Consider the following 21585-nt stretch of genomic DNA (forward strand, 5'->3'; position numbering starts at 1 on the left):
CGCCTCAGACCCGAGCGGCCGTCATCGCTGCCGAACCCCAAGTGGTTCTCCAACGACGTTTCACGCCGTGCAGGCCGAACCAGGCAAGCACGCCCAGGCTGGCGAACAGCCACAGGGCCATTTGATAGCTGCCTGTGCTTTGCTTGATCGCGCCCATGCCCGCCGCGAGGGCGAAGCCACCAATGCCGCCCGCCATGCCGATCAAACCGGTCATCACGCCGATCTCCCGACGAAAACGTTGCGGCACCAGTTGGAAAACCGCGCCGTTACCCGCCCCCAAACCGAGCATGGTGCAGACGAAAAGGGCCAGCGCCGCGTAGGAACTTGGCAAGTTGAAACCCACCGCCGCGATGCAGATCGCCGCCACCGTATACATCCCGAGCAAGGTGCGGATGCCGCCGAATCGATCCGCCAGGGCGCCACCCAACGGACGCATCAGACTGCCGCCGAACACGCAGGCGGCGGTGTAGTAACCGGCGGTGACCGGGCTCAGGCCATATTGGTCGTTGAAGTAGCCGGGCAGGGCGCTGGCCAGGCCGATAAAGCCACCGAACGTCACGCTGTAGAAAAACATGAACCACCAGCTGTCGCGGTCACCCAGGGCCTTGAGGTAATCGGCCATGGACTTGGCTTTCGGCCGTTCCGGCGCGTTTTTAGCCAGCCAGGCGAAGACGATCAGGGTCAGGATCAGCGGGATCAGGGCGAAGCCGAAGACGTTGCTCCAGCCGAACGATGCGGCCAATACCGGGGCGATCAGCGCGGCGAGGACCGTGCCCGAGTTACCGGCGCCGGCGATGCCCATTGCCTTGCCTTGGTGCTGCGGCGGATACCATTGCGACGCCAGCGGCAGGGCCACGGCGAAGGATGCGCCGGCCATACCGAGGAACAGCCCCAGCACCAGCGCCTGTTCGTAGCTGTGGATCCCGAGTTTCCAGGCGCCGAACAGCGCGCTGATGACGATCACCTGGCCGATGATCCCGGCGGTTTTTGGCGACAGACGATCGGCCAGCAAGCCCATGGCAAAGCGCAATACCGCGCCGGCCAGAATCGGCGTGGCCACCACCATCCCGCGCTGTTGCGTGGTCAGGTGCAGGTCGGCGGCAATTTGCACCGCCAGCGGGCCGAGCAGGTACCAGACCATGAAGCTCAGGTCGAAATAGAGGAAAGCCGCGAACAAGGTCGGGGCATGGCCGGATTTCCAGAAGCTTGAATTCATCGCGCACCTCAGCTGTTAAGCGTCTCGAGAAGGAGTCATGAGCTTGCAGGTGGGGCGCCGCAACGGCCGCACCACCGGCCCCGTTCTCCGGGGCCAAAACAAAAAAACGCCGCCACCGGATCCGCCATGGGGCGAACGAGGTGAGCGACGTCTTTGTCGTAGGTGGGGCAACCGCCGTTGGTTACCTGTGTGGATTACTTAGCCAGATTTGTGCCAACCAGGAGTCCGAGTCGCGGCCATTCGCGAGCAAGCCCGCTCCCACAGGGGAATGCATTTCAAATGTGGGAGCGGGCTTGCTCGCGAAAGCGCCCTCAGAGACTCCACAGGAATTCAGCCGAGCAACTCACTCATGGCAATAATCTGCTCCGCCACCTGAATCAACTTCTGCTGGCGGCTCATGGCCTGGCGGCGCATCAGGGTGTAGGCCTCTTCCTCGTTGCAGTCCTTCATCTTCATCAACAGCCCCTTGGCCAGCTCGATGCGCTTGCGCTCGGCCAATTGCTGGTCCCGCGCATGGAGTTGAGCGCGCAAGGCCTGGTCGCTTTCAAACCGCGCCATGGCCACGTCGAGAATCGGCTGCAAACGTTGTGCGTGAATACCTTCGACGATGTAGGCACTGACCCCGGACTTGATCGCCTGACGCATCACGCCGGGATCATGTTCGTCGGTAAACATCACAATCGGACGGGGCTGGTCGCGGGTCACCAGCACCACTTGCTCCATCACATCGCGGCTGGGTGACTCGGTATCGATCAGGATCACGTCCGGGCGCACCGTTTCGACGCGCGCGGGCAGGTCGATGGTCAGGCCGGACTCGTCGATCACCTCGAACCCGGCTTCGGTCAGGGCGGCTTTCAGTCGGCCGACTTTCTTCGCGGTGTCGTTGATCAGCAGGATGCGCAACATAGGGGCGGGCTCCTGTCAGCGGCTGGCCAATCGGTGGGAGCTGTCGCTCATGGCGTGAAGCTTGAAACCACGGGCATAGCCGGCCGGGTCCGAGCCGTCCCAGACTTTACCGTCGATCAACTGGCTGCTGCGCATTTCCTGACCCCAGGCGGCAACGCCCACTGCCGTCGCGGCCTCACGGTATAAGTCGAGTTGCTGGACTTTGCGGGCGACGCCGAGGTAATCCGGGTCTTCGCGCAACAAGCCCCAGCGGCGGAACTGTGTCATGAACCACATGCCGTCGGACAGATACGGCAGATTGACCTCGCCACCGCCATGGAAACGCAAGGCGTGCGGGTCTTGCCAGCGATTGCCCAGGCCATCGGCGTAATCCCCCAGCAATCGCGGTTCGATGCTCTCCACAGGCGCATCGAGGTACTCGGGCGCGCTCAACAGTTGCGCGGTGCTGCGGCGGTTTTCCTGGCTGTCTTCGATAAAGCGGCTGGCTTCGAGGATCGCCATCACCAGCGCCCGGGCAGTGTTGGGGTATTGCTCGACAAAGGCGCGGGTGCAGCCGAGGACTTTTTCCGGGTGATCGGGCCAGATGCTCTGGGTCGTTGCCAAAGTGAAACCGAGGTTCTGATCGACGGCGCTGGCGCACCATGGCTCGCCGACGCAGAAACCGTCGATGCGCCCGGCCTGCAGGTGCGCCACCATTTGCGGCGGCGGCACCACCACGCTATCGACATCGTGCAACGGATGAATGCCCTGGCTCGCCAGCCAGTAATACAGCCACATGGCGTGGGTGCCGGTCGGGAAGGTCTGGGCGAAGGTCAGTTTTGGGCGAGTTTGGTGCACGCACAGGTGAAGTGCTTCAGGACTGGTCACCCCCTGGGCCTGCAAACCGTGGGACAGGTTGATGCTCTGGCCGTTCTGGTTCAGGCCCATCAGTACCGCCATGCCCGTGGGCGCAACGCCGCCGATGCCCAGGTGCACCGCATAAATCAGGCCGTAGAGACTGTGGGCGGCGTCGAGTTCGCCGCTGACCAGTTTGTCCCGCAGGTTGGCCCAGGACGATTGGCGCTTGAGGTTCAGGGTCAGGCCATAGGGTTGGGCGAAGCCCTGGGTGGCGGCGACCACCACCGAGGCGCAGTCAGTCAGGGCCATGAAGCCGATATTGATCGCGGACTTTTCCGGGGCATCGCTGCCGTTGACCCAGGCCAGCGGGCCGACTGTGGTTTCATTCATCGATAAACACCTTGCAAAAAAAAACGTCGTCCCAGGTCCCCGCGCGAGCAGAACCGGGTGACGACGCCATTGTCCGTCGACTCATCCCGTCGTTGGCATGAGTGCTGATGCCTATACCGGTGCAAGGCATATGCCATCGAACGCTGATTTGTGTGTGCGCCTCGCTTGCGACCCCGATGCCCGGCTATAATCGCCGCCTCATTTCGCCGCCATCCGAGTCAAACCCGCCCATGTACACCCTGGCCCGTCAGCTGTTGTTCAAACTTTCCCCGGAAACCTCCCACGATCTGTCCCTGGACCTGATCGGCGCGGGCGGGCGTTTGGGCCTCAACGGCTTGCTGTGCAAGGCACCGGCAAAAAAGCCGGTGAAGGTCATGGGCCTGGAGTTTCCGAACCCGGTGGGTCTGGCGGCGGGTCTGGACAAGAACGGCGCGGCCATCGACGGGTTTGCCCAGTTGGGTTTCGGCTTCGTTGAAATCGGCACCATTACTCCGCGTCCACAGCCTGGCAACCCGAAACCACGGATTTTCCGCTTGCCGGAAGCCGAGGCGATCATCAACCGCATGGGTTTCAACAACCTCGGCGTCGATCACCTGCTGGCTCGAGTCGCAGCCGCCAAGTACAAGGGCGTACTCGGCATCAACATCGGCAAGAACTTCGACACTCCGGTTGAACGAGCGGTGGACGATTACCTGATCTGCCTGGACAAGGTCTACGCCCACGCCAGCTATGTGACGGTCAACGTCAGCTCGCCGAACACCCCGGGCCTGCGTAGCCTGCAGTTCGGTGATTCGCTCAAGCAACTGCTCGCCGACCTGGCCCAGCGCCGCGCCGAACTGGCGTTGCGTCACGGCAAGCATGTGCCGCTGGCGATCAAGATCGCCCCGGACATGACCGACGAAGAAACTGCACAGGTCGCACAAGCGCTGATCGAAACCGGGATGGACGCGGTGATTGCCACCAACACCACCCTGAGCCGGGTTGGCGTCGAAGGCCTGGAACATGGTGACGAGGCGGGCGGTTTGTCCGGCGCGCCGGTTCGCGACAAGAGCACTCAGACCGTGAAGGTCCTGGCGGCAGGGTTGGCCGGCCGTTTGCCGATCATCGCCGTGGGTGGCATCACCGAAGGCAAGCACGCGGCTGAGAAAATCGCTGCGGGTGCGAGCCTGGTGCAGCTGTATTCGGGCTTCATCTATAAAGGGCCGGCGCTGATTCGTGAATCCGTCGACGCCATAGCCGCTTTGCGCTGAGCCCTTGTGGGAGCGGGCTTGCTCGCGAATGAGGTGTATCAGTCGACATCAACACTGAATGACACACCGCTTTCGCGAGCAAGCCCGCTCCCACAGTTGATTGGTGTGTGGTTCAAGATTTGAGCAGGCATAAAAAAGGGCACCTCGAAGGTGCCCCTGGGCCGGAGCCCGCCGTCCGGATGGGACGTGCGTGGTTAATGTGTTACGTAGTCAGATGATTGTGTTGCAGTGTCAGGCCCTTTGTTAGCCAACGGCGTGAAGTTCGTTGAGTCTATGGATTCCCGCAGTGCCGGTCATACCGTCCCAGTTGTCGCCGCGTCCTTCGCGCCAGCCGTTAATCCAGGCTTGGCGTACCGACGGTAGAGTAAATGGGCAAAGCTCACGGGATTTGCCACCAACGCCATATTGATATCCGCGCAAAAATGCTCTTTCCAACGGATCACGCTTAAGTCTTCTCATAGGGTGTTGCCCTCACTTGTTGACTGTTTTTATCGCGTCGACCTCAATCGAGGTCTGGCAGAAAAATTCTGCCGTTGGCGGCTCGCTGCCGGCGTCGCGAGCCAAGGTGTTGACGCCGTTGCGACGTCAACCTGTGTTGAGTTCTAACCAATGCGTCACATTGATGGAATGATCGTTTTGTCATAAGGACGTAACCATAAAGATGCTATGGCCATAAGTAACACGATGTTTGCTCCGTGTTTATTGGCCAAACCCCGGTATGATCAGCTCCGCGCTGTATGACGGGCTTCATCCTTTAGTGAGAATGACCCACGTTTACGCTGGGGTACTATTCGACGAAGGGTCGCTTTATGACATTTTGTTGCTTCAACTATTTTATCTGCCCTGGCATCTAAGCTCTTTTAACCGAGCAGTCAGGGTGGGACGGCACACCTTCGTGCCACGCGGGCGCTCTTTTAGAAAAGCGCCTGATTGAAAACCGGACCGGCAATGCGTTGTCGGTTCACTTAGCCAAAGGCTCTGAAATTCCAATGTCCGATCAATTCGAAATCTTCCTCACTTGCCCAAAAGGCCTTGAAGGCCTGCTCATCGAGGAAGCCGTCGGGCTTGGCCTTGAAGAAGCGCGTGAACACACTTCTGCCGTGCGCGGCATGGCTACCATGGAAACCGCTTATCGCCTGTGCCTGTGGTCGCGTCTGGCGAACCGGGTGCTGCTGGTGCTCAAGCGTTTCCCGATGAAAGACGCCGAAGACCTGTACCACGGCGTGCTCGACATCGAGTGGCAAGACCACATGCTCAATGACGGCACCCTGGCCGTCGAATTCAGCGGTCACGGCTCGGGCATCGACAACACCCACTTCGGCGCCTTGAAAGTAAAAGACGCCATCGTCGACAAACTGCGCACCCCGCAAGGCGACCGTCCGTCGATCGACAAGCTCAACCCGGACCTGCGCATTCACCTGCGCCTGGACCGTGGCGAAGCGATCCTCTCCCTCGACCTGTCCGGCCACAGCCTGCACCAGCGCGGCTATCGCTTGCAGCAGGGCGCGGCACCGCTGAAGGAAAACCTCGCGGCGGCGATCCTGATCCGTTCCGGCTGGCCTCGCATTGCGGCCGAAGGCGGCGCGCTGGCTGACCCGATGTGCGGTGTGGGTACGTTCCTCGTCGAAGCGGCAATGATCGCCGCCGATATGGCGCCGAACCTGCGTCGCGAGCAGTGGGGTTTCACGGCCTGGCTGGGCCACGTCCCGGCGCTGTGGAAAAAGCTTCACGAAGAAGCCACCGAACGTTGCGCTGCCGGTCTGGCCAAGCCTCCGTTGTGGATTCGCGGCTACGAAGCCGATCCGCGCCTGATTCAACCGGGCCGCAACAACGTCGAGCGTGCCGGCCTGAGCGAGTGGATCAAGATCTACCAGGGCGAAGTCGGCACGTTTGAGCCGCGTCCGGACCAGAACCAGAAAGGCCTGGTCATCTGCAACCCGCCGTACGGCGAGCGTCTGGGTGACGAGGCGAGCCTGCTCTACCTCTACCAGAACCTCGGCGAGCGTCTGCGTCAGGCCTGCCTGAACTGGGAAGCCGCGGTGTTCACTGGCGCGCCGGACCTCGGCAAGCGCATGGGCATCCGCAGCCACAAACAGTATTCGTTCTGGAACGGCGCGTTGCCGTGCAAGCTGCTGCTGATCAAGGTCACCCCGGATCAGTTCGTCACCGGCGAGCGTCGCACCCCGGAGCAGCGTCAGGTCGAGCGTGAGCAGGCTGAAGTCGAAGTCGCCGACAACGACGTGGCGCCGGGCAAGTACGAGAAGTACAACAAGAACGGCAATCCGATCAAACCGGCCCCGGTGGTGATCGAGCAACCGCGCTTGAGCGAAGGCGGGCAGATGTTCGCCAATCGCCTGCAAAAGAACCTCAAGGCTCTGGGCAAGTGGGTCAAGCGTGAAGGCATCGACTGCTATCGCGTCTACGATGCCGACATGCCGGAATATTCCATGGCCATCGACCTGTATCAGGATTGGGTCCACGTCCAGGAATACGCCGCGCCGAAATCCATCGACCCGGAAAAAGCCTCGGCGCGGATGTTCGATGCGTTGGCGGCCATTCCGCAGGCGCTGAACATTGACAAGAGCCGCGTGGTGGTCAAGCGTCGCGAGCGTCAGAGCGGCACCAAGCAGTACGAGCGCCAGGCGGCACAGGGCAAGTTTGTCGAGGTGAATGAAGGCGGCGTGAAGCTGCTGGTCAACCTCACTGACTACCTCGACACCGGGCTGTTCCTCGATCACCGGCCGATGCGCATGCGCATCCAGAAAGAGGCCGAGGGCAAGCGCTTCCTCAATCTGTATTGCTACACCGCGACCGCCAGTGTCCACGCGGCCAAGGGGGGCGCCCGCAGCACCACCAGTGTCGACTTGTCGAAAACTTACCTGGACTGGGCGCGTCGCAACCTGTCGCTGAACGGTTTCTCCGACAAGAACCGCCTGGAGCAGGGCGATGTGATGGCCTGGCTCGACGCCTGCCGTGACGAGTACGACCTGATCTTCATCGACCCGCCGACCTTCTCCAACTCCAAGCGCATGGAAGGGATCTTCGACGTGCAGCGTGACCAGGTGCAGTTGATCGACCTGGCCATGGCGCGCCTGGCGCCGGGCGGCGTTTTGTACTTCTCCAACAACTTCCGCAAGTTCGTGTTGGAGGAGAACCTCACCACCCGTTACGCGGTCGAGGAAATCACCGACAAGACCATCGATCCGGACTTTGCCCGCAACGGCAAGATCCATCGTGCCTGGAAAATCACGGCCCGCTGACACCTGACTTGATTGGATCCACAGAGCCTTGATTTTTAAAGGCTCTTGGATTCTTTCAGGGCTGGCCAAATTAGTGGCTAATAGCTATAACTCAACCCATGGCCAATGGGCTTTTCCGGCACCTGGCGTTTTGAGTTGCGTTTTATGTCGTTGCACGCCGTGCGCCCCAAGATCCTGGGTTTTATCAGCGAAGACGTCTCGGCCTGGCTGGTCGCGATGCTGGTATTGCTCGCTGGCGGGATTCTCACGGGATTGCTGGCCTGGGCGACGCTGAATCTGTTTCACCATCAATTGCGGCAACGCTTCCAACTGCTGGCCAGTGAGCGTTACAGCCGTATCGAAGAACGTTTCGAAGATCAGGAACAGCGCCTCGACGGCCTGCGCCGGTTCTTTGCCAATTCCGAATCGGTGTCCCGCGCCGAATTTGACGGTTACACCCAGCCTTTATTGCACCGCACCCAGGCGTATTCGTTCGCCAAGCGAGTGACCCGTGAAGAGCGCCCGGCGTTTGAGCAGGAGGTGCGTGCCCAAGGGTTGAACGACTTTTCCATTCGTGAACTCAACCCTGCCGGTGAGCTGCAACTGGCGGCGGAGCGCGATGAGTATGTGGTGGTGCTTTATAGCCAGACGCAAAGTCGCCTCGGTTCACCGCTGGGTTACGACTTGCTGGCCCAGCCGTTGCGCCGGGCCACGCTGGAGCGGGCGGATCGACGGGGCAGCATGGCGGTGTCGCAACCGATGCATTTGGTGAGCGTCGAGCCGACTTATGCCCGAGGTGTGCTGCTGGTAGCGCCGGTCATACGCCATTCAGGTTCTGAAATGGCGGAGAGCAAGCCGTTCGGCTACGTCATGGCCGTGATCAGCATGCGCCAGTTGCTGGCCGACGGGTTGCCGGAGGCCGGGCGCGATTATCTGACGGTGCGCATTCTCGACCTGTCCACCAGCGATCAACACGAAGTGCTGTTTGAGTCGGCGAACCCGCCGGCCGCCAGTGAACTGTCCGCGAGTCGCCTGCTGCGCCTGGCCGACCACGACTATCAAGTAGACATCCAGCCCAGCGAGGCCTTTCTGGCGGCCAACCATTCGTCGGTGAGCAGCCTGGTGGTGCTCGGCGGTTTGCTTAGCCTGTTGCTCAGTGCCTTGCTCTACGTGTTGGTCAGCCAGCGGCAACGGGCACTGAAAATGGTTGAGCAGCGCACCGAGGAATTGCGTGCCCGCGAGCAAGAGTTGCGCGGCACCCATGGCCAGTTGCGCGGGGTGCTGAATGCGGCGACCCAAGTGGCGATTATCGCCACCGACCTGCGCGGGGTCATCAGCACCTTTAACGCCGGTGCCGAGCAAATGCTCGGCTATTCCGCCGCGGATGTGGTCGGGCGCATGACCCTGGAAAATCTGCATTTCCCACGGGAGCTGGTAGCCCGTTCGGCAGAGTTGAGCGCCCGTTACGGCAAGTTGATCCCGACTTGCCAGGCGATGCTGGTCGAGGGCGGCGAGGAGGGCGGTCACGAAGCCCGGGAGTGGACCCTGGTGCGCCAGGATGGCAGCCATTTGACGGTGAACATGCTGGCCACCCCGGTGCTGGATGAGCAGGGGCTGTGGGTCGGGCACCTGGCGATCTGCATCGACATCACCGAGCGCAAACGCGTCCACGAAGCTCTGGCGGCGCGGGACTTGCTGCTGAAGAAACTCAGCGCCCATGTGCCGGGCGGCATCTACCAGTTCAAGATGGAATTCGACGGGCGTTTCAGCGTGATCTACGCCAGTGACGGCATTCGTGACATCTATGAACTTGAGCCGGAAGTGCTGTTGCTCAACGCCGAAGCGATTTTCACCCGGATTCATCCACAGGACTCGACCCGGGTCCGCGCCTCGATCCGTGCCTCGGCGGACACCCTCAGCCCTTGGCGCGAGGAATACCGCGTGCAACTGCCCGTGGGTGGCCTGCGTTGGGTGCGTGGCGAGGCAACCCCGGAGGAATTGCCCGGTGGCGGCGTGCTCTGGCACGGCTACATCTCGGACATCTCTGATCTGAAACGCGTTGAAGAGGAACTGCGGGCGCTGTCGGTCACCGATTCGTTGACCGGCATTCACAACCGCCGCTACTTCCAAGAGCGCCTGACCACTGAAATGGCGCGGGTCGAACGCGGTGGCGGTGAGTTGTCGGTGATCATGCTCGACATCGACCACTTCAAACGCATCAACGACCAGCACGGCCACGCAGTGGGCGACCGGGTGTTGCAAGCGGTGTGTGAACGCATCGGTCATCGCCTGCGCCGCACCGACGTGTTCTGTCGCCTGGGCGGTGAGGAATTCATGGTGCTGTGCCCGGACATCAGCGGCGAACACGCGCACGTCCTGGCCTTGCAGCTGTGGCAGGCGTTGCGCAGCTCGCCGATCGAAGGCGTCGGCACGGTGACCGCCAGTTTCGGCATCGCCAGTTGGCAAGTCGGCGAGGGTGCGGATGCGCTGTTGCTGCGGGCGGATTCGGGGGTGTATGCGGCGAAGCAGGCGGGCCGGGATCGGGTCGAGGCGCAGCCCCTCTAGGCCGGAGCGCACACAATCCATTGTGGGAGCGGGCTTGCTCGCGAAGAGGGCGTGTCAGTCGACATTAATGTTGAATAACACACCGCTTTCGCGAGCAAGCCCGCTCCCACATTTGGATTTGTGGTGCTTTAGAGTACCGAAGCCGTGGCCGCCACTTTCGGCTGGCGATACAGGTCCAGCAGCACCTGATCCAGCACCGAAGAAGCGCCAAACGGTGCCTTGTCGTTGAGGATCGCCACCACCGCCCAAGTGTTGCCATTGACGTCGCGGCTGAAGCCCGAGATCGCTCGCACGGTGTTCAGGGTGCCGGTCTTGATGTGCGCTTCACCGCGCATGGCGGTGGTCTTCAGGCGTTTGCGCATGGTGCCGTCGGTGCCGGCGATCGGCAGCGAGCTGATGAACTCGGCGGCGTACGGGCTGTGCCACGCGGCTTGCAGCATGCCGGCCATTTCACGGGCGCTGACCCGTTCGGCGCGGGACAGGCCGGAGCCGTTCTCCATCACCAGGTGCGGTGCGGTGATGCCTTTCTGGGCCAGCCACTGACGCACGATACGCTGTGCAGCCTTGGCATCATCGCCATCGGCGTCATTGCGAAACTTCTGGCCCAGGCTCAGGAACAGCTGCTGGGCCATGGTGTTGTTGCTGTATTTGTTGATGTCGCGAATGATTTCCGCCAGATCCGGCGAGAACGCCCGCGCCAGCACCTTGGCGTCTTTTGGCGTCGCTGCCAGCACATCCTTGCCCTGGATGCTGCCACCCAGTTCTTTCCAGATCGCCCGCACGGCGCCAGCGGTGTAGGTCGCGTGATCGAGCAGCGACAGGTAGGTCTGCGAGCTGCAACCGTCGCCCAACTGACCGCCGACCGTCACAGTCACGCTGCCATCCGCCTGGGTCACCGGGTTGTAGCGCACGCCACCGGTGCATTGCTTGGAATTGACTGCTTTGACCTGATTATCGATGTTAATCGTCGCAATCGGCGGCTCCACCGACACCAGCACCTTGCCGTTGTCGTTGCGGGCGACAAAGCGCAGGGCCTTGAGGTTGACCATCAGTGAGTCGGGCTTGACCAGGAACGGCTTGTTCTCGTCATTGCCGTCGTCATTGAATTCCGGCAGTTGCGGTTGCACGAAGAAGCTGCGGTCCAGCACCAGGTTGCCGGTGACTTGGGTCACGCCATTGGCCCGCAAGTCGCGCATCAGCAGCCAGAGTTTTTCCATGTTCAGTTTCGGATCGCCGCCACCCTTGAGGTAGAGGTTGCCGTTGAGGATGCCGCCGCTAAGGGTGCCGTCGGTGTAGAACTCGGTTTTCCACTGGTGGTTCGGGCCGAGCATTTCCAGGGCCGCATACGTGGTGACCAGTTTCATGGTCGAGGCCGGGTTGACCGAGACGTCCGCGTTGTAAATGGTCGGGGTGCCGGGGCCGTCGAGCGGGAGCATCACCAGGGACAGGGCGCTGTCCTGCAACTTGCTGGCCTTGAGGGCTTTTTCAACGTTGGGCGTCAGCGAGGTATTGATCTGAGCAGCAGAAACCGGGAGGGCCAGGGGCAGAAGAAGGCTGGCGAGTAACAGTGGACGCAAAGATTTGATCATATGAAGTAAAACCCTACGGGCGAGGGGAAAAAAGGCGAGGGCATGAAGATAAAATCCCTCAGTGGTCATGAAAGTGTCGGCATTATGCCCCAAGGTGACGCGGCATGGGCCGTGCCCCGGCCCTCTAATCCGCTATTTTTTTACCGACGGTAGGCTGGCCGCTACCGCAGAGCGGGCAATTAGTGCCTTAAACTGCTAAAGTGCCGCCCGTTATTACTTATGAGGATTGTTCCAATGGCGACTAACCGTTCCCAGCGTCTGCGCAAAAAACTGTGCGTCGATGAATTTCAAGAGCTGGGTTTCGAACTGAACCTGGATTTCAAAGAAGATTTGGCTGATGAAGCCATTGATGCTTTCCTCGACGCGTTCCTGAAAGAAGCCATGGAAGCCAACGGTCTGGGTTATGTTGGCGGCGACGACTTCGGTCTGGTTTGCCTGCAGAAACGTGGCTCGGTGTCCGAAGAGCAGCGCGCTGCTGTTGAAGCCTGGCTCAAAGGCCGCAGCGAACTGACCGAAGCAACCGTCAGCCCGCTGATCGATGTCTGGTACCCGGAAAAGCCGATCAATCCGGTAGCTTGATGTCATAGCTTTTTGTCTTAAAAAAAACGGCGACCCAAGGGTCGCCGTTTTTTTATGCCCGGATTAAATGATCGCAGCCTCGTTTCACTCGACAGCTGCTACATGGATTGCGTCGCCCTGTAGCAGCTGTCGAGTGAAACGAGGCTGCGTGCTTTTAACTTTTACGCCAATTCAAAATCAACAACGTCAACACCCCCGCGACAATCCCCCAGAACGCCGACCCGATCGAAAACAGCGTCAGCCCCGACGCCGTGACCATAAACGTCACCAGCGCCGCTTCCCGTTCCTTCACTTCGCTCATGGCAATGCTCAAGCCATTGATGATCGAACCGAACAGCGCCAGCGCCGCAATCGACAGCACCAGTTCTTTCGGCAACGCGGCAAACAACGCCGCCAGCGTCGCGCCGAACACCCCGGCAATCCCGTAGAAAATCCCGCACCAGACCGCCGCGGTGTAGCGCTTGTTGCGATCTTCATGGGCATGCGGTCCGGTGCAAATCGCTGCGCTGATCGCCGCGAGGTTGATGCCGTGGGAGCCGAACGGCGCCAGCAGCAACGAGGCGATGCCGGTGGTGGTGATCAGCGGCGAGGCCGGCACGTTATAGCCGTCGGCGCGCAACACAGCGATGCCGGGCATGTTCTGCGAAGTCATCGCCACCACGAACAGCGGGATGCCGATGCTGATGGTCGCGGCCAGTGAAAAGTGCGGCGTGGTCCAGACCGGTGTCGCCAGTTCGAGATGGAAACCACTGAAATCCAGCAGCCCCATGAACCCCGACAGCGCCGTGCCGTTCAGTAGCGCGGCGAGCACTGCATAGCGTGGCGACAGGCGCTTGATCACCAGATAAGTGAAGAACATCCCCAACACCAGCGCAGTGCGATGCTGGGCCGCGACGAAAATCTCGCTGCCGATCTTGAACAGAATCCCCGCCAGCAGCGCCGCCGCCAGCGACGCCGGAATCTTTTTCACCAGCCGTTCGAAGCTGCCGGTCAGGCCACAAATCGTCACCAGCACCGCGCAGGTGATGTAAGCGCCGATGGCTTCGCCGTAGGTCACACCGCCGAGGCTGGTGATCAGCAACGCCGCGCCGGGCGTGGACCAGGCAATGGTGATCGGCGTGCGATAACGCAGGGACAGGCCAATCGAACAGATTGCCATGCCAATCGAGATCGCCCAGATCCACGAGGAAATCTGCCCGCTGGTCAGGCCCGCTGCTTGCCCGGCCTGGAACATCAGGACCAGAGAACTGGTGTAGCCGGTCATCATGGCAATGAACCCGGCGACGATGGCCGAAGGCGATGTGTCGGCCAAGGGGCGCAACTGCGTTTGCGTGGCGTCGTTCATGACGGCGGTGATCCTTGTTCTGGTGAAGATGTCCGCAGCAACGCTGGACCCCTGTGGGAGCGGGCTTGCTCGCGAAGACGGTGTATCAGTCGACATTGATGTTGGATGTGCCGACGTCTTCGCGAGCAAGCCCGCTCCCACAGGGGAGAATTGCGTTCAAGCGGCGGATTCCGGGTTCAAGCCTAAACTCAAAGGTAACGGACCGTTGCGATACAGCCGAGGCCGCATTCAGCCATACAGTCGTGTTGCCACCATCCATTGTGTACAATCGCGGTGTTTTTTACGCGATACTTGCCAGCGACCCACTGTGCCGTATTACAGTCACGGTCTATTCGCCGCAGTTCTCCCGACTCGAGTGCCCATGAACGAACAGTTGCAGCCCCTAAAGAAACAACCGCGAGCAGGCAAAGCCGGCCGCAGCGGTACCCAGGACGATATTGTCTACGCGCATATCTTCGAGGCCATCCTCGAACAGCGCCTGGCGCCCGGCACCAAGTTGAGCGAAGAAGCGCTGGGGGAAATTTTCGGGGTCAGCCGCACCATCATTCGCCGCGCGCTATCGCGCCTGGCCCATGAAGGCGTGGTGTTGCTGCGGCCGAACCGTGGCGCGGTCGTCGCCAGCCCAAGCGTCGAAGAGGCTCGTCAGGTGTTCCTGGCACGCCGTCTGGTGGAGCGCGCGATCACCGAGCTGGCGGTGCAACACGCCACCGCCGAGCAGATTGCCGAGTTGCGCCAAATGGTCAACGACGAACGCGACAGCTTCTCCCGTGGTGATCGCGGCGCCGGCATCCGTCTGTCGGGCGAGTTCCACCTGAAACTGGCCGAAGCGGCGAAGAATGCGCCGCTGATCAGCTTCCAGCGCAGCCTGGTGTCCCAGACTTCGTTGATCATCGCCCAGTACGAAAGCGGCAACCGCTCGCACTGTTCCTATGATGAACACACCCAACTGATCGACGCGATCGAAGCGCGCAACGGTGAGCTGGCGGTGGACTTGATGATGCATCACATGGATCACATCGACAGCAAACTCAACCTCGACGAAGAAAGCGCGTCGGATGATTTGCATGCGGTGTTCTCGCATTTGTTGCAGACCAAGAAGCCTGGGCGGTCGACCGCGAAGTTATAAGTAAGACTGCGGCGCGGCCTTCGCGAGCAAGCCCGCTCCCACAGGAGAATGCATTTCAAATGTGGGAGTGGGCTTGCTCGCGAAGGCGTCCTCAAGAACACAAAAAATCCCCCGCAACCATCGATTGCGGGGGATTTTTTATGCCCGAAAGAAACTCAGCGCTGATGCACCAATGTTCCCGCCGCATACGTCTGCAACACCGTCCGGTCATCCCCCAGCGTCATCAACACAAACAACGTCTCGGCAATGTTATTCGCCTGTTTCAAGCGATAGCTCAACAGCGGCGTGGCGTTGTAATCCAGCACCAGGAAGTCCGCATCGGTGCCCGGGTGCAACGTACCAATCTTGTCTTCCAGACGCAGCGCCCGCGCACCGCCGAGGGTCGCCAGGTATAGCGATTTGAACGGGCTCAGTCGCGCACCTTGCAGTTGCATGACCTTGTACGCTTCGTTCAACGTTTGCAGCAGCGAGAAACTGGTGCCGCCGCCCACGTCCGTGCCCAAACCGACATTCAACTTGTGCTTCTCGGCCATCGGCAGATTGAACAAACCGCTGCCAAGGAAGAAGTTCGAGGTCGGGCAGAAGGCGATGGCCGACCCGGTTTCCGCCAGCCGCGCGCACTCGTCGTCGCAAAGGTGCACGCCGTGGGCGAACACCGAGCGCTCGCCCAGCAATTGGTAGTGATCGTAAACGTCCAGGTAGCCTTTGCGCTCCGGGAACAGTTCCTTGACCCACTCGACTTCTTTCAGGTTTTCGCTGATGTGGGTCTGCATGTACAGGTCTGGGTATTCGCCAAGCAACTGGCCGGCGAGGGTCAGTTGTTCCGGGGTGCTGGTCGGGGCGAAGCGCGGGGTGACCGCGTAGTGCAAGCGACCCTTGCCGTGCCAGCGCTCGATCAGCGCCTTGCTTTCGACGTAGCTGGATTCGGCGGTGTCAGTCAGGTAGTCCGGGGCGTTGCGGTCCATCATCACCTTGCCGGCGATCATCCGCAGATCCAGTTGCTGCGCGGCCTCGAAGAACGAGTTCACCGATTGCGGGTGCACACTGCCGAACACTAGCGCAGTGGTGGTGCCGTTGCGCAGCAGTTCCTTGATGAAAATGTCCGCGACTTCATCGGCGTGAGCCTTGTCGGCGAACTGACTTTCGCATGGGAAGGTGTAGGTGTTGAGCCAGTCCAGCAATTGCTCGCCGTACGCGCCGACCATCCCGGTTTGCGGCAGGTGGATGTGGGTGTCGATCAGGCCCGGAGTGATCAGCGCATCCTGGTAATGGGTGATCTCGATGTCCGCCGGCAGGGTCGCCAACAGTTCGGTGGCGTGACCGATGGCGCTGATCTGGCCGTTCTCCACCACCAGCAAGCCGTCCTCGAAATACTCATAGGAGGCTTCGATCCCCACTTCGGCGGGGTCGGCGATGCTGTGCAGGATGGCGGCGCGGTAGGCTTTGCGAGTGAAAGGCATGTGGGTTCCCGGGTTCTAGGCTTATCAATTAGAGGCTTGGCTGCGGCGTGAAGCAGGCAGCAGTTTGGCAATCGATGATCCGGCGCTGGCGGTTTGCTGGCCGAAATTCGCGTTATAGGTGGCGATGATTTCGCCGGCGATGGAGATGGCGATTTCCACAGGCAACTTGCCTTTGACTTCGCCGATGCCCATCGGGCAGCGCATGCGTTGCAGCACGTCGCTGTCGAAACCGCGATCACGCAGGCGATGTTCGAACTTCACCCGTTTGGTCTTCGAGCCGATCAGGCCGAAGTAGGTGAAATCGTTGCGCTTGAGGATTGCGGCGGTGAGTTCAAGGTCGAGTTGGTGATTGTGGGTCATGACGATGCAGTAGCTGCCGGCGGGCAAGTTATCGATTTCATCCACAGGCTCTTCGGCAACGATTTTACGCACGCCGTGGGGGAGCAGTTCCGGGAATTCCGCGTCCCGGGAATCGATCCAGCGCACCCGGCAGGGCAGGCTGGCGAGCAGTGGTACCAGCGCGCGGCCGACATGCCCGGCGCCGAACACGGCAATCTGCGCCTGGACCTGGCCCATCGGTTCGAACAGCAACACGGTCACGCCACCGCAGCACTGGCCGAGGCTGGCGCCGAGGCTGAAGCGCTCCAGGTGCGTGTCCTGCTTGCCGCTGGCAAGCATCTCGCGGCCGATCTGCATGGCCTTGTATTCCAGATGCCCGCCACCGATGGTGTCGAAGGTCTGGTGGGCGCTGATGACCATTTTCGAACCGGCATTGCGCGGCGTCGAGCCGAGCTCTTCGATGATGGTCACCAACACGCAGGGTTCACCCTGGGATTGCAGGTCGGCGAGGGCGTCGATCCAGTTGTACATGTTTCACCTCTCAAGATCGTTCCCACGCTCCGCGTGGGATGCATCTCTGGACGCTCCGCGTCCGCTGTTCACAATGCGACGCAGAGCGTCGCGGGCTGCATTCCCACGCAGAGCGTGGGAACGATCAAACCACCACTTCCGATTCGGCCTCGACAGCCTTCGCCACCTTCAACTGGCGCATCTGTTCACAACCCCACAACACCCGCTCCGGGGTCGCCGGCGCATCGATCTTCGGTTGATGCTTGTAGTCCCCGAGACTGGCCACGGCGTCCTTGATCGCACACCACGAGGCGATGCCGAGCATGAACGGCGGCTCGCCCACAGCCTTGGAATGGAACACCGTGTCTTCCGGGTTCTTGCGGTTTTCCACCAGCTTCACCCGCAGGTCCAGCGGCATGTCCGCCACGGCCGGGATCTTGTAGCTCGCCGGGCCGTTGGTCATGAGTTTGCCTTTGTTGTTCCACACCAGTTCTTCCATGGTCAGCCACCCCATGCCCTGGATGAAACCGCCCTCGACCTGGCCGATGTCGATGGCCGGGTTCAGCGAGGCGCCGACGTCGTGAAGGATGTCGGTACGCAGCATTTTGTATTCGCCGGTCAGGGTGTCGACGATCACTTCGCAGCACGCCGCACCGAAGGCGTAGTAGTAGAACGGACGCCCCCGGGCCTGGCTGCGGTCGTAGAAGATTTTCGGGGTCTTGTAGAACCCGGTGCTCGACAACGACACCTGGGCGAAATACGCCTGCTGGATCAGCGCTTCAAAGGTCAGGATGTGGTCGCGAACCCGCACATGGCCGTTGTGGAATTCCACGTCTTCTTCGCTGACCTTGTAGTGGCGCGCGGCGAATTCCACCAAGCGTTTCTTGATGATTTCCGCTGCGTTTTGCGCAGCTTTACCGTTGAGGTCGGCGCCGCTGGACGCGGCGGTCGGCGAGGTGTTTGGCACCTTGTCGGTGTTGGTCGCAGTGATCTGTACGCGGTCCATTTCCACCTGGAACACTTCGGCCACGACTTGCGCGACTTTGGTGTTCAGGCCCTGGCCCATTTCTGTGCCACCGTGGTTCAAGTGGATACTGCCGTCGGTGTAGACATGCACCAGCGCACCGGCCTGGTTGAGGAAACTCGCGGTGAAGGAAATACCGAATTTCACCGGGGTCAGCGCCAGGCCTTTTTTCAGGATCGGGCTGTTGGCGTTGTAGCGACGGATCGCTTCACGGCGCTCGGCGTACTGGCTGCTTTCTTCCAGTTCGGCGGTCATTTCCTCGAGCATGTTGTGCTCGACGGTCTGGTAGTAATGGGTGACGTTGCGCTCGGTCTTGCCGTAGTAGTTGGCCTTGCGCACGGCCAGCGGATCGAGGGCCAGATGCCGGGCGATGGCGTCCATGACTTCTTCGATGGCGACCATGCCTTGCGGGCCGCCGAAGCCACGGTAAGCGGTGTTCGACGCGGTGTTGGTTTTGCAGCGATGACCGTTGATGGTCGCATCGCCGAGGTAGTAGGAGTTGTCGGCGTGGAACATCGCACGGTCGACAATCGACGCCGACAGGTCCGGCGAGCAACCGCAGTTGCCGGCCAGTTCCAGGGCGATGCCGTGCAGGCGACCGGTGCTGTCGAAACCGACGTCATACTCGACGTAGAACGGGTGACGCTTGCCGGTCATCAGCATGTCTTCGACCCTGGGCAGGCGCATCTTGGTCGGCTGGCCGGTGAGGTGCGCGACCACTGCGCAGAGACAAGCAGGGCTCGCGGCCTGGGTTTCCTTGCCGCCGAAACCACCGCCCATGCGGCGCATGTCGACGACGATTTTGTTCATCGACACGTCCAGCACTTCAGCCACCAACTTCTGTACTTCGGTCGGGTTTTGCGTGGAGCAGTAGACGATCATCCCGCCGTCTTCAGTCGGCATCACCGAAGAGATCTGGGTTTCGAGATAGAAGTGTTCCTGGCCGCCGATGTGCAGCGTGCCCTGGATGCGATGTTCAGCAGTCGCCAATGCACCGGCCGAATCGCCGCGCTGATGGGTATGGCTGTCGAGCACAAAGTGGCGTTTGCGCAAGGCTTCGACCACGTCCAGCACCGGTTCGAGGTCTTCGTATTCGATGATCGCGGCCATCGCGGCTTTGCGTGCGGTTTCCAGATCTTTCGCCGCGACGGCGAGCACCGGTTGCCCGACGAATTGCACATCATCGATGGCCAGCAGCGGATCACCTGGCAACAGCGGGCCGATGTCCTTCAGGCCCGGCACGTCTTCGTGGGTGATGGCGATGCGCACGCCTTCGAAGGCGTAGCAGGGCTTGGTGTCGATGCTGATGATCTTCGCGTGGGCGCGGTCCGACAGGCGTGCATAAACGTGCAGTTGATTCGGGAATTCCAACCGGTCGTCGATGTACTGCGCTTCGCCGGACACATGCTTGGCGGCGCTGTCGTGCTTGACGCTGCGGCCGACACCGGTGGTCAGGTCCTTGGCGAACAGTTCAGCCAGTTCGGCTTGGGTCTTCTCTACAGCGTGATGATTAGACATAAGCGGTCACCCGAGTCTCGATGTGCGGCGTTTGCAGTTCGATGAAGTATTTGCGCAGCAGGTTTTGCGCGCTGAGCAGGCGATATTCCTTGCTGGCGCGGAAGTCCGAGAGTGGCGTGAAATCTTCCGCCAGGGCGGCGCAGGCGCGTTCGACCAACGCACTATTGAACGGCGCGCCGATCAGCACGGCTTCGCAGTGGGCGGCGCGTTTCGGGATCGCGGCCATGCCGCCGAAAGCGATGCGGGCGTCGGTGATGACGCCGTTTTCCACGCGCAGATTGAACGCGGCGCAGACGGCGGAAATGTCATCGTCCAGGCGCTTGGAAACCTTGTACGCACGGAACAATTGTTCGGCGCTGGCGCGGGGCACGATGATCTTTTCGATGAATTCGCTTTCCTGACGCGCAGTCACTTTGTAATCGATGAAGTAATCGTCGAGGTTCAGCGTGCGTCGGGTTTCACCCTTGCACAACACAACCTGCGCGCCGAGCGCGATCAGCAGCGGTGGCGAGTCACCAATCGGCGAAGCGTTGCCGATATTGCCGCCCAGGGTGCCCTGGTTGCGGATTTGCAGCGACGCGAAACGGTGCAGCAGTTCGCCGAAATCCGGGTACTCGGCGTTCAGCGCTTCGTAGCAGTCGGACAGTGCGGTGGCGGCGCCGATTTCGATGCGGTCATCAAAGGTTTCGATGCGCTTCATCTCGGCGACGTTGCCGACGTAGATCATCACCGGCAAGGTGCGGTGGAACTGCGTGACTTCCAGCGCCAGGTCGGTGCCGCCGGCCAGCAATCGTGCTTGTGGATAAGCGTCGTAGAGGTCGGCCAGGTCGGCGACGGTCAGTGGCACCAGGCAGCGTTTGTCGCCACTGTTGAGTTCACCGATGTCGGTGGGGGCGATGGCTTTCAGGCGCGCAATGGTGTCGGCCTCGCGGGCGTCGAACTGATCCGGTTGCTTGCCGCAGCAGGACTGCTCGGCGGCTTGCAGGATCGGCCGATAGCCGGTGCAACGACAGAGGTTGCCCGCCAGCGCTTCGTGGGCTTTATGGGAATCCGGTTCGTCGCTGTTCTTTTGCAACGCGAACAGCGACATCACGAAGCCGGGCGTACAAAAGCCGCATTGCGAGCCGTGGCACTCGACCATGGCTTTCTGCACGCTGTGCAGTTCGCCCTTGTGCTTGAGGTCTTCGACGCTGATCAGTTGTTTGCCATGCAGCGACGAAACGAAGGTCAGGCACGAGTTGAGGCTGCGATAGCGAATGTGTTCGCGGCCGTCGTCATCCGTTTGCAACTCGCCGACTACCACGGTGCACGCGCCACAGTCGCCGCTGGCGCAGCCTTCTTTGGTGCCGGGTTTGCCCACATGGTCGCGCAAGTAATTGAGCACGGTCAGGTTCGGGTCCAGGGCGTGCTCGCTACGGAGTTCCTGGTTTAGTAAAAACTGGATCACGGAAGGCCTCGCAGACTCATTATTGTTGTTAACCGATTGAGCCGAATTTATCAGGTCTGACTTTTCGGTCAATGATTTTCTGACTTAAAGGTCAGGAAAGCCCGTTTTGGCGATCAACTGCGCGTTTCATCAGTATTGACCCTGACGCGATAGCTTGCTTTTTGCTTAATTCGTGCCAAAAACCGCCGGGTGGGCACTCCGCCATGACGTACCAATTGCGCTACACTGCGCCGCTTGTGCAGATC

At 60.9% G+C, this 21585-nt stretch carries 15 protein-coding genes; 5 read left to right on the forward strand and 10 right to left on the reverse strand.

Annotated features, from left to right (window positions below):
* Positions 1-4 precede the first annotated feature (4 nt).
* The 3 genes from ACIQY3_RS16565 to ACIQY3_RS16575 all read right to left on the reverse strand — a co-directional run bounded on the left by ACIQY3_RS16565 (position 5) and on the right by ACIQY3_RS16575 (position 3349).
* On the reverse strand, positions 5-1216 hold the full coding sequence (locus ACIQY3_RS16565; protein WP_403021222.1) for a nitrate/nitrite transporter: 1212 nt from the start codon (positions 1214-1216) through the stop codon (positions 5-7).
* Positions 1217-1546: 330 nt separating this feature from the next.
* Complete coding sequence (locus ACIQY3_RS16570; protein ID WP_018925269.1) at positions 1547-2122, reverse strand: ANTAR domain-containing response regulator; 576 nt, start codon at positions 2120-2122, stop codon at positions 1547-1549.
* Between the two features lie 15 nt (positions 2123-2137).
* The gene (locus ACIQY3_RS16575; protein WP_403021225.1) at positions 2138-3349 is read right to left on the reverse strand and encodes a CmpA/NrtA family ABC transporter substrate-binding protein; all 1212 of its coding nucleotides are present in this window, start codon (positions 3347-3349) and stop codon (positions 2138-2140) included.
* 230 nt (positions 3350-3579) lie between these two features.
* On the opposite strand from ACIQY3_RS16575, the gene ACIQY3_RS16580 reads away from it, so the two are divergent.
* Positions 3580-4599, forward strand: coding sequence for a quinone-dependent dihydroorotate dehydrogenase (locus ACIQY3_RS16580; RefSeq protein ID WP_403021227.1), 1020 nt, complete (start codon positions 3580-3582; stop codon positions 4597-4599).
* A 243-nt stretch (positions 4600-4842) separates the two neighbouring features.
* Here ACIQY3_RS16580 and rmf read toward each other — a convergent pair whose 3' ends face one another.
* The gene (gene rmf, locus ACIQY3_RS16585) at positions 4843-5058 is read right to left on the reverse strand and encodes a ribosome modulation factor (RefSeq protein ID WP_003223300.1); all 216 of its coding nucleotides are present in this window, start codon (positions 5056-5058) and stop codon (positions 4843-4845) included.
* A 530-nt stretch (positions 5059-5588) separates the two neighbouring features.
* On the opposite strand from rmf, the gene rlmKL reads away from it, so the two are divergent.
* Both rlmKL and ACIQY3_RS16595 read left to right on the forward strand, forming a co-directional pair.
* A complete protein-coding gene (rlmKL, locus tag ACIQY3_RS16590; RefSeq protein ID WP_403021229.1) occupies positions 5589-7859 on the forward strand; it encodes a bifunctional 23S rRNA (guanine(2069)-N(7))-methyltransferase RlmK/23S rRNA (guanine(2445)-N(2))-methyltransferase RlmL in 2271 nt (756 codons plus the stop codon).
* A gap of 144 nt (positions 7860-8003) precedes the next feature.
* Complete coding sequence (locus tag ACIQY3_RS16595; protein ID WP_403021231.1) at positions 8004-10403, forward strand: diguanylate cyclase; 2400 nt, start codon at positions 8004-8006, stop codon at positions 10401-10403.
* Positions 10404-10531: 128 nt separating this feature from the next.
* On the opposite strand, the gene dacB is transcribed toward ACIQY3_RS16595, so the two are convergent.
* Positions 10532-11992, reverse strand: a complete 1461-nt coding sequence (gene dacB / locus ACIQY3_RS16600) for a D-alanyl-D-alanine carboxypeptidase/D-alanyl-D-alanine-endopeptidase (RefSeq protein ID WP_403021234.1) — start codon at positions 11990-11992, stop codon at positions 10532-10534.
* Between the two features lie 234 nt (positions 11993-12226).
* On the opposite strand from dacB, the gene ACIQY3_RS16605 reads away from it, so the two are divergent.
* Complete coding sequence (locus tag ACIQY3_RS16605; RefSeq protein ID WP_007896965.1) at positions 12227-12571, forward strand: YggL family protein; 345 nt, start codon at positions 12227-12229, stop codon at positions 12569-12571.
* A gap of 154 nt (positions 12572-12725) precedes the next feature.
* Here ACIQY3_RS16605 and ACIQY3_RS16610 read toward each other — a convergent pair whose 3' ends face one another.
* Positions 12726-13916 carry a benzoate/H(+) symporter BenE family transporter gene (locus ACIQY3_RS16610; RefSeq protein ID WP_403021238.1) on the reverse strand — a complete coding sequence of 397 codons (1191 nt, stop codon included), beginning with the start codon at positions 13914-13916 and terminating at the stop codon, positions 12726-12728.
* 361 nt (positions 13917-14277) lie between these two features.
* Between ACIQY3_RS16610 and ACIQY3_RS16615 the strand changes: the two genes are divergently transcribed.
* On the forward strand, positions 14278-15042 hold the full coding sequence (locus ACIQY3_RS16615; protein ID WP_054054029.1) for a GntR family transcriptional regulator: 765 nt from the start codon (positions 14278-14280) through the stop codon (positions 15040-15042).
* 155 nt (positions 15043-15197) lie between these two features.
* Here ACIQY3_RS16615 and guaD read toward each other — a convergent pair whose 3' ends face one another.
* The 4 genes from guaD to xdhA form a co-directional block, all read right to left on the reverse strand.
* On the reverse strand, positions 15198-16502 hold the full coding sequence (gene guaD, locus ACIQY3_RS16620) for a guanine deaminase (RefSeq protein WP_403021241.1): 1305 nt from the start codon (positions 16500-16502) through the stop codon (positions 15198-15200).
* A gap of 24 nt (positions 16503-16526) precedes the next feature.
* A complete protein-coding gene (gene xdhC / locus ACIQY3_RS16625) occupies positions 16527-17372 on the reverse strand; it encodes a xanthine dehydrogenase accessory protein XdhC (protein ID WP_403021243.1) in 846 nt (281 codons plus the stop codon).
* A 124-nt stretch (positions 17373-17496) separates the two neighbouring features.
* On the reverse strand, positions 17497-19893 hold the full coding sequence (xdhB, locus tag ACIQY3_RS16630; protein WP_403021245.1) for a xanthine dehydrogenase molybdopterin binding subunit: 2397 nt from the start codon (positions 19891-19893) through the stop codon (positions 17497-17499).
* Positions 19886-21340, reverse strand: a complete 1455-nt coding sequence (gene xdhA, locus ACIQY3_RS16635; protein WP_403021247.1) for a xanthine dehydrogenase small subunit — start codon at positions 21338-21340, stop codon at positions 19886-19888. The genes xdhB and xdhA overlap by 8 nt, the downstream gene beginning before the upstream one ends.
* Positions 21341-21585 lie beyond the last annotated feature (245 nt).

This window comes from Pseudomonas sp. NPDC096950 (genome assembly GCF_044762525.1).
In the GTDB taxonomy this organism is placed as follows: Bacteria; Pseudomonadota; Gammaproteobacteria; order Pseudomonadales; family Pseudomonadaceae; genus Aquipseudomonas.

What these genes read in the sequence shown, in the direction of transcription:
- xdhC (WP_403021243.1), bottom strand. Translation starts at nt 17,372, where the DNA reads ATGTACAACTGGATCGACGCCCTCGCCGACCTGCAATCCCAGGGTGAA.
- xdhB (WP_403021245.1), bottom strand. Translation starts at nt 19,893, where the DNA reads ATGTCTAATCATCACGCTGTAGAGAAGACCCAAGCCGAACTGGCTGAA.
- guaD (WP_403021241.1), bottom strand. Translation starts at nt 16,502, where the DNA reads ATGCCTTTCACTCGCAAAGCCTACCGCGCCGCCATCCTGCACAGCATC.
- ACIQY3_RS16570 (WP_018925269.1), bottom strand. Translation starts at nt 2,122, where the DNA reads ATGTTGCGCATCCTGCTGATCAACGACACCGCGAAGAAAGTCGGCCGA.
- dacB (WP_403021234.1), bottom strand. Translation starts at nt 11,992, where the DNA reads ATGATCAAATCTTTGCGTCCACTGTTACTCGCCAGCCTTCTTCTGCCC.
- rmf (WP_003223300.1), bottom strand. Translation starts at nt 5,058, where the DNA reads ATGAGAAGACTTAAGCGTGATCCGTTGGAAAGAGCATTTTTGCGCGGA.
- ACIQY3_RS16595 (WP_403021231.1), top strand. Translation starts at nt 8,004, where the DNA reads ATGTCGTTGCACGCCGTGCGCCCCAAGATCCTGGGTTTTATCAGCGAA.
- ACIQY3_RS16565 (WP_403021222.1), bottom strand. Translation starts at nt 1,216, where the DNA reads ATGAATTCAAGCTTCTGGAAATCCGGCCATGCCCCGACCTTGTTCGCG.
- ACIQY3_RS16615 (WP_054054029.1), top strand. Translation starts at nt 14,278, where the DNA reads ATGAACGAACAGTTGCAGCCCCTAAAGAAACAACCGCGAGCAGGCAAA.
- ACIQY3_RS16610 (WP_403021238.1), bottom strand. Translation starts at nt 13,916, where the DNA reads ATGAACGACGCCACGCAAACGCAGTTGCGCCCCTTGGCCGACACATCG.
- ACIQY3_RS16575 (WP_403021225.1), bottom strand. Translation starts at nt 3,349, where the DNA reads ATGAATGAAACCACAGTCGGCCCGCTGGCCTGGGTCAACGGCAGCGAT.
- ACIQY3_RS16605 (WP_007896965.1), top strand. Translation starts at nt 12,227, where the DNA reads ATGGCGACTAACCGTTCCCAGCGTCTGCGCAAAAAACTGTGCGTCGAT.
- rlmKL (WP_403021229.1), top strand. Translation starts at nt 5,589, where the DNA reads ATGTCCGATCAATTCGAAATCTTCCTCACTTGCCCAAAAGGCCTTGAA.
- ACIQY3_RS16580 (WP_403021227.1), top strand. Translation starts at nt 3,580, where the DNA reads ATGTACACCCTGGCCCGTCAGCTGTTGTTCAAACTTTCCCCGGAAACC.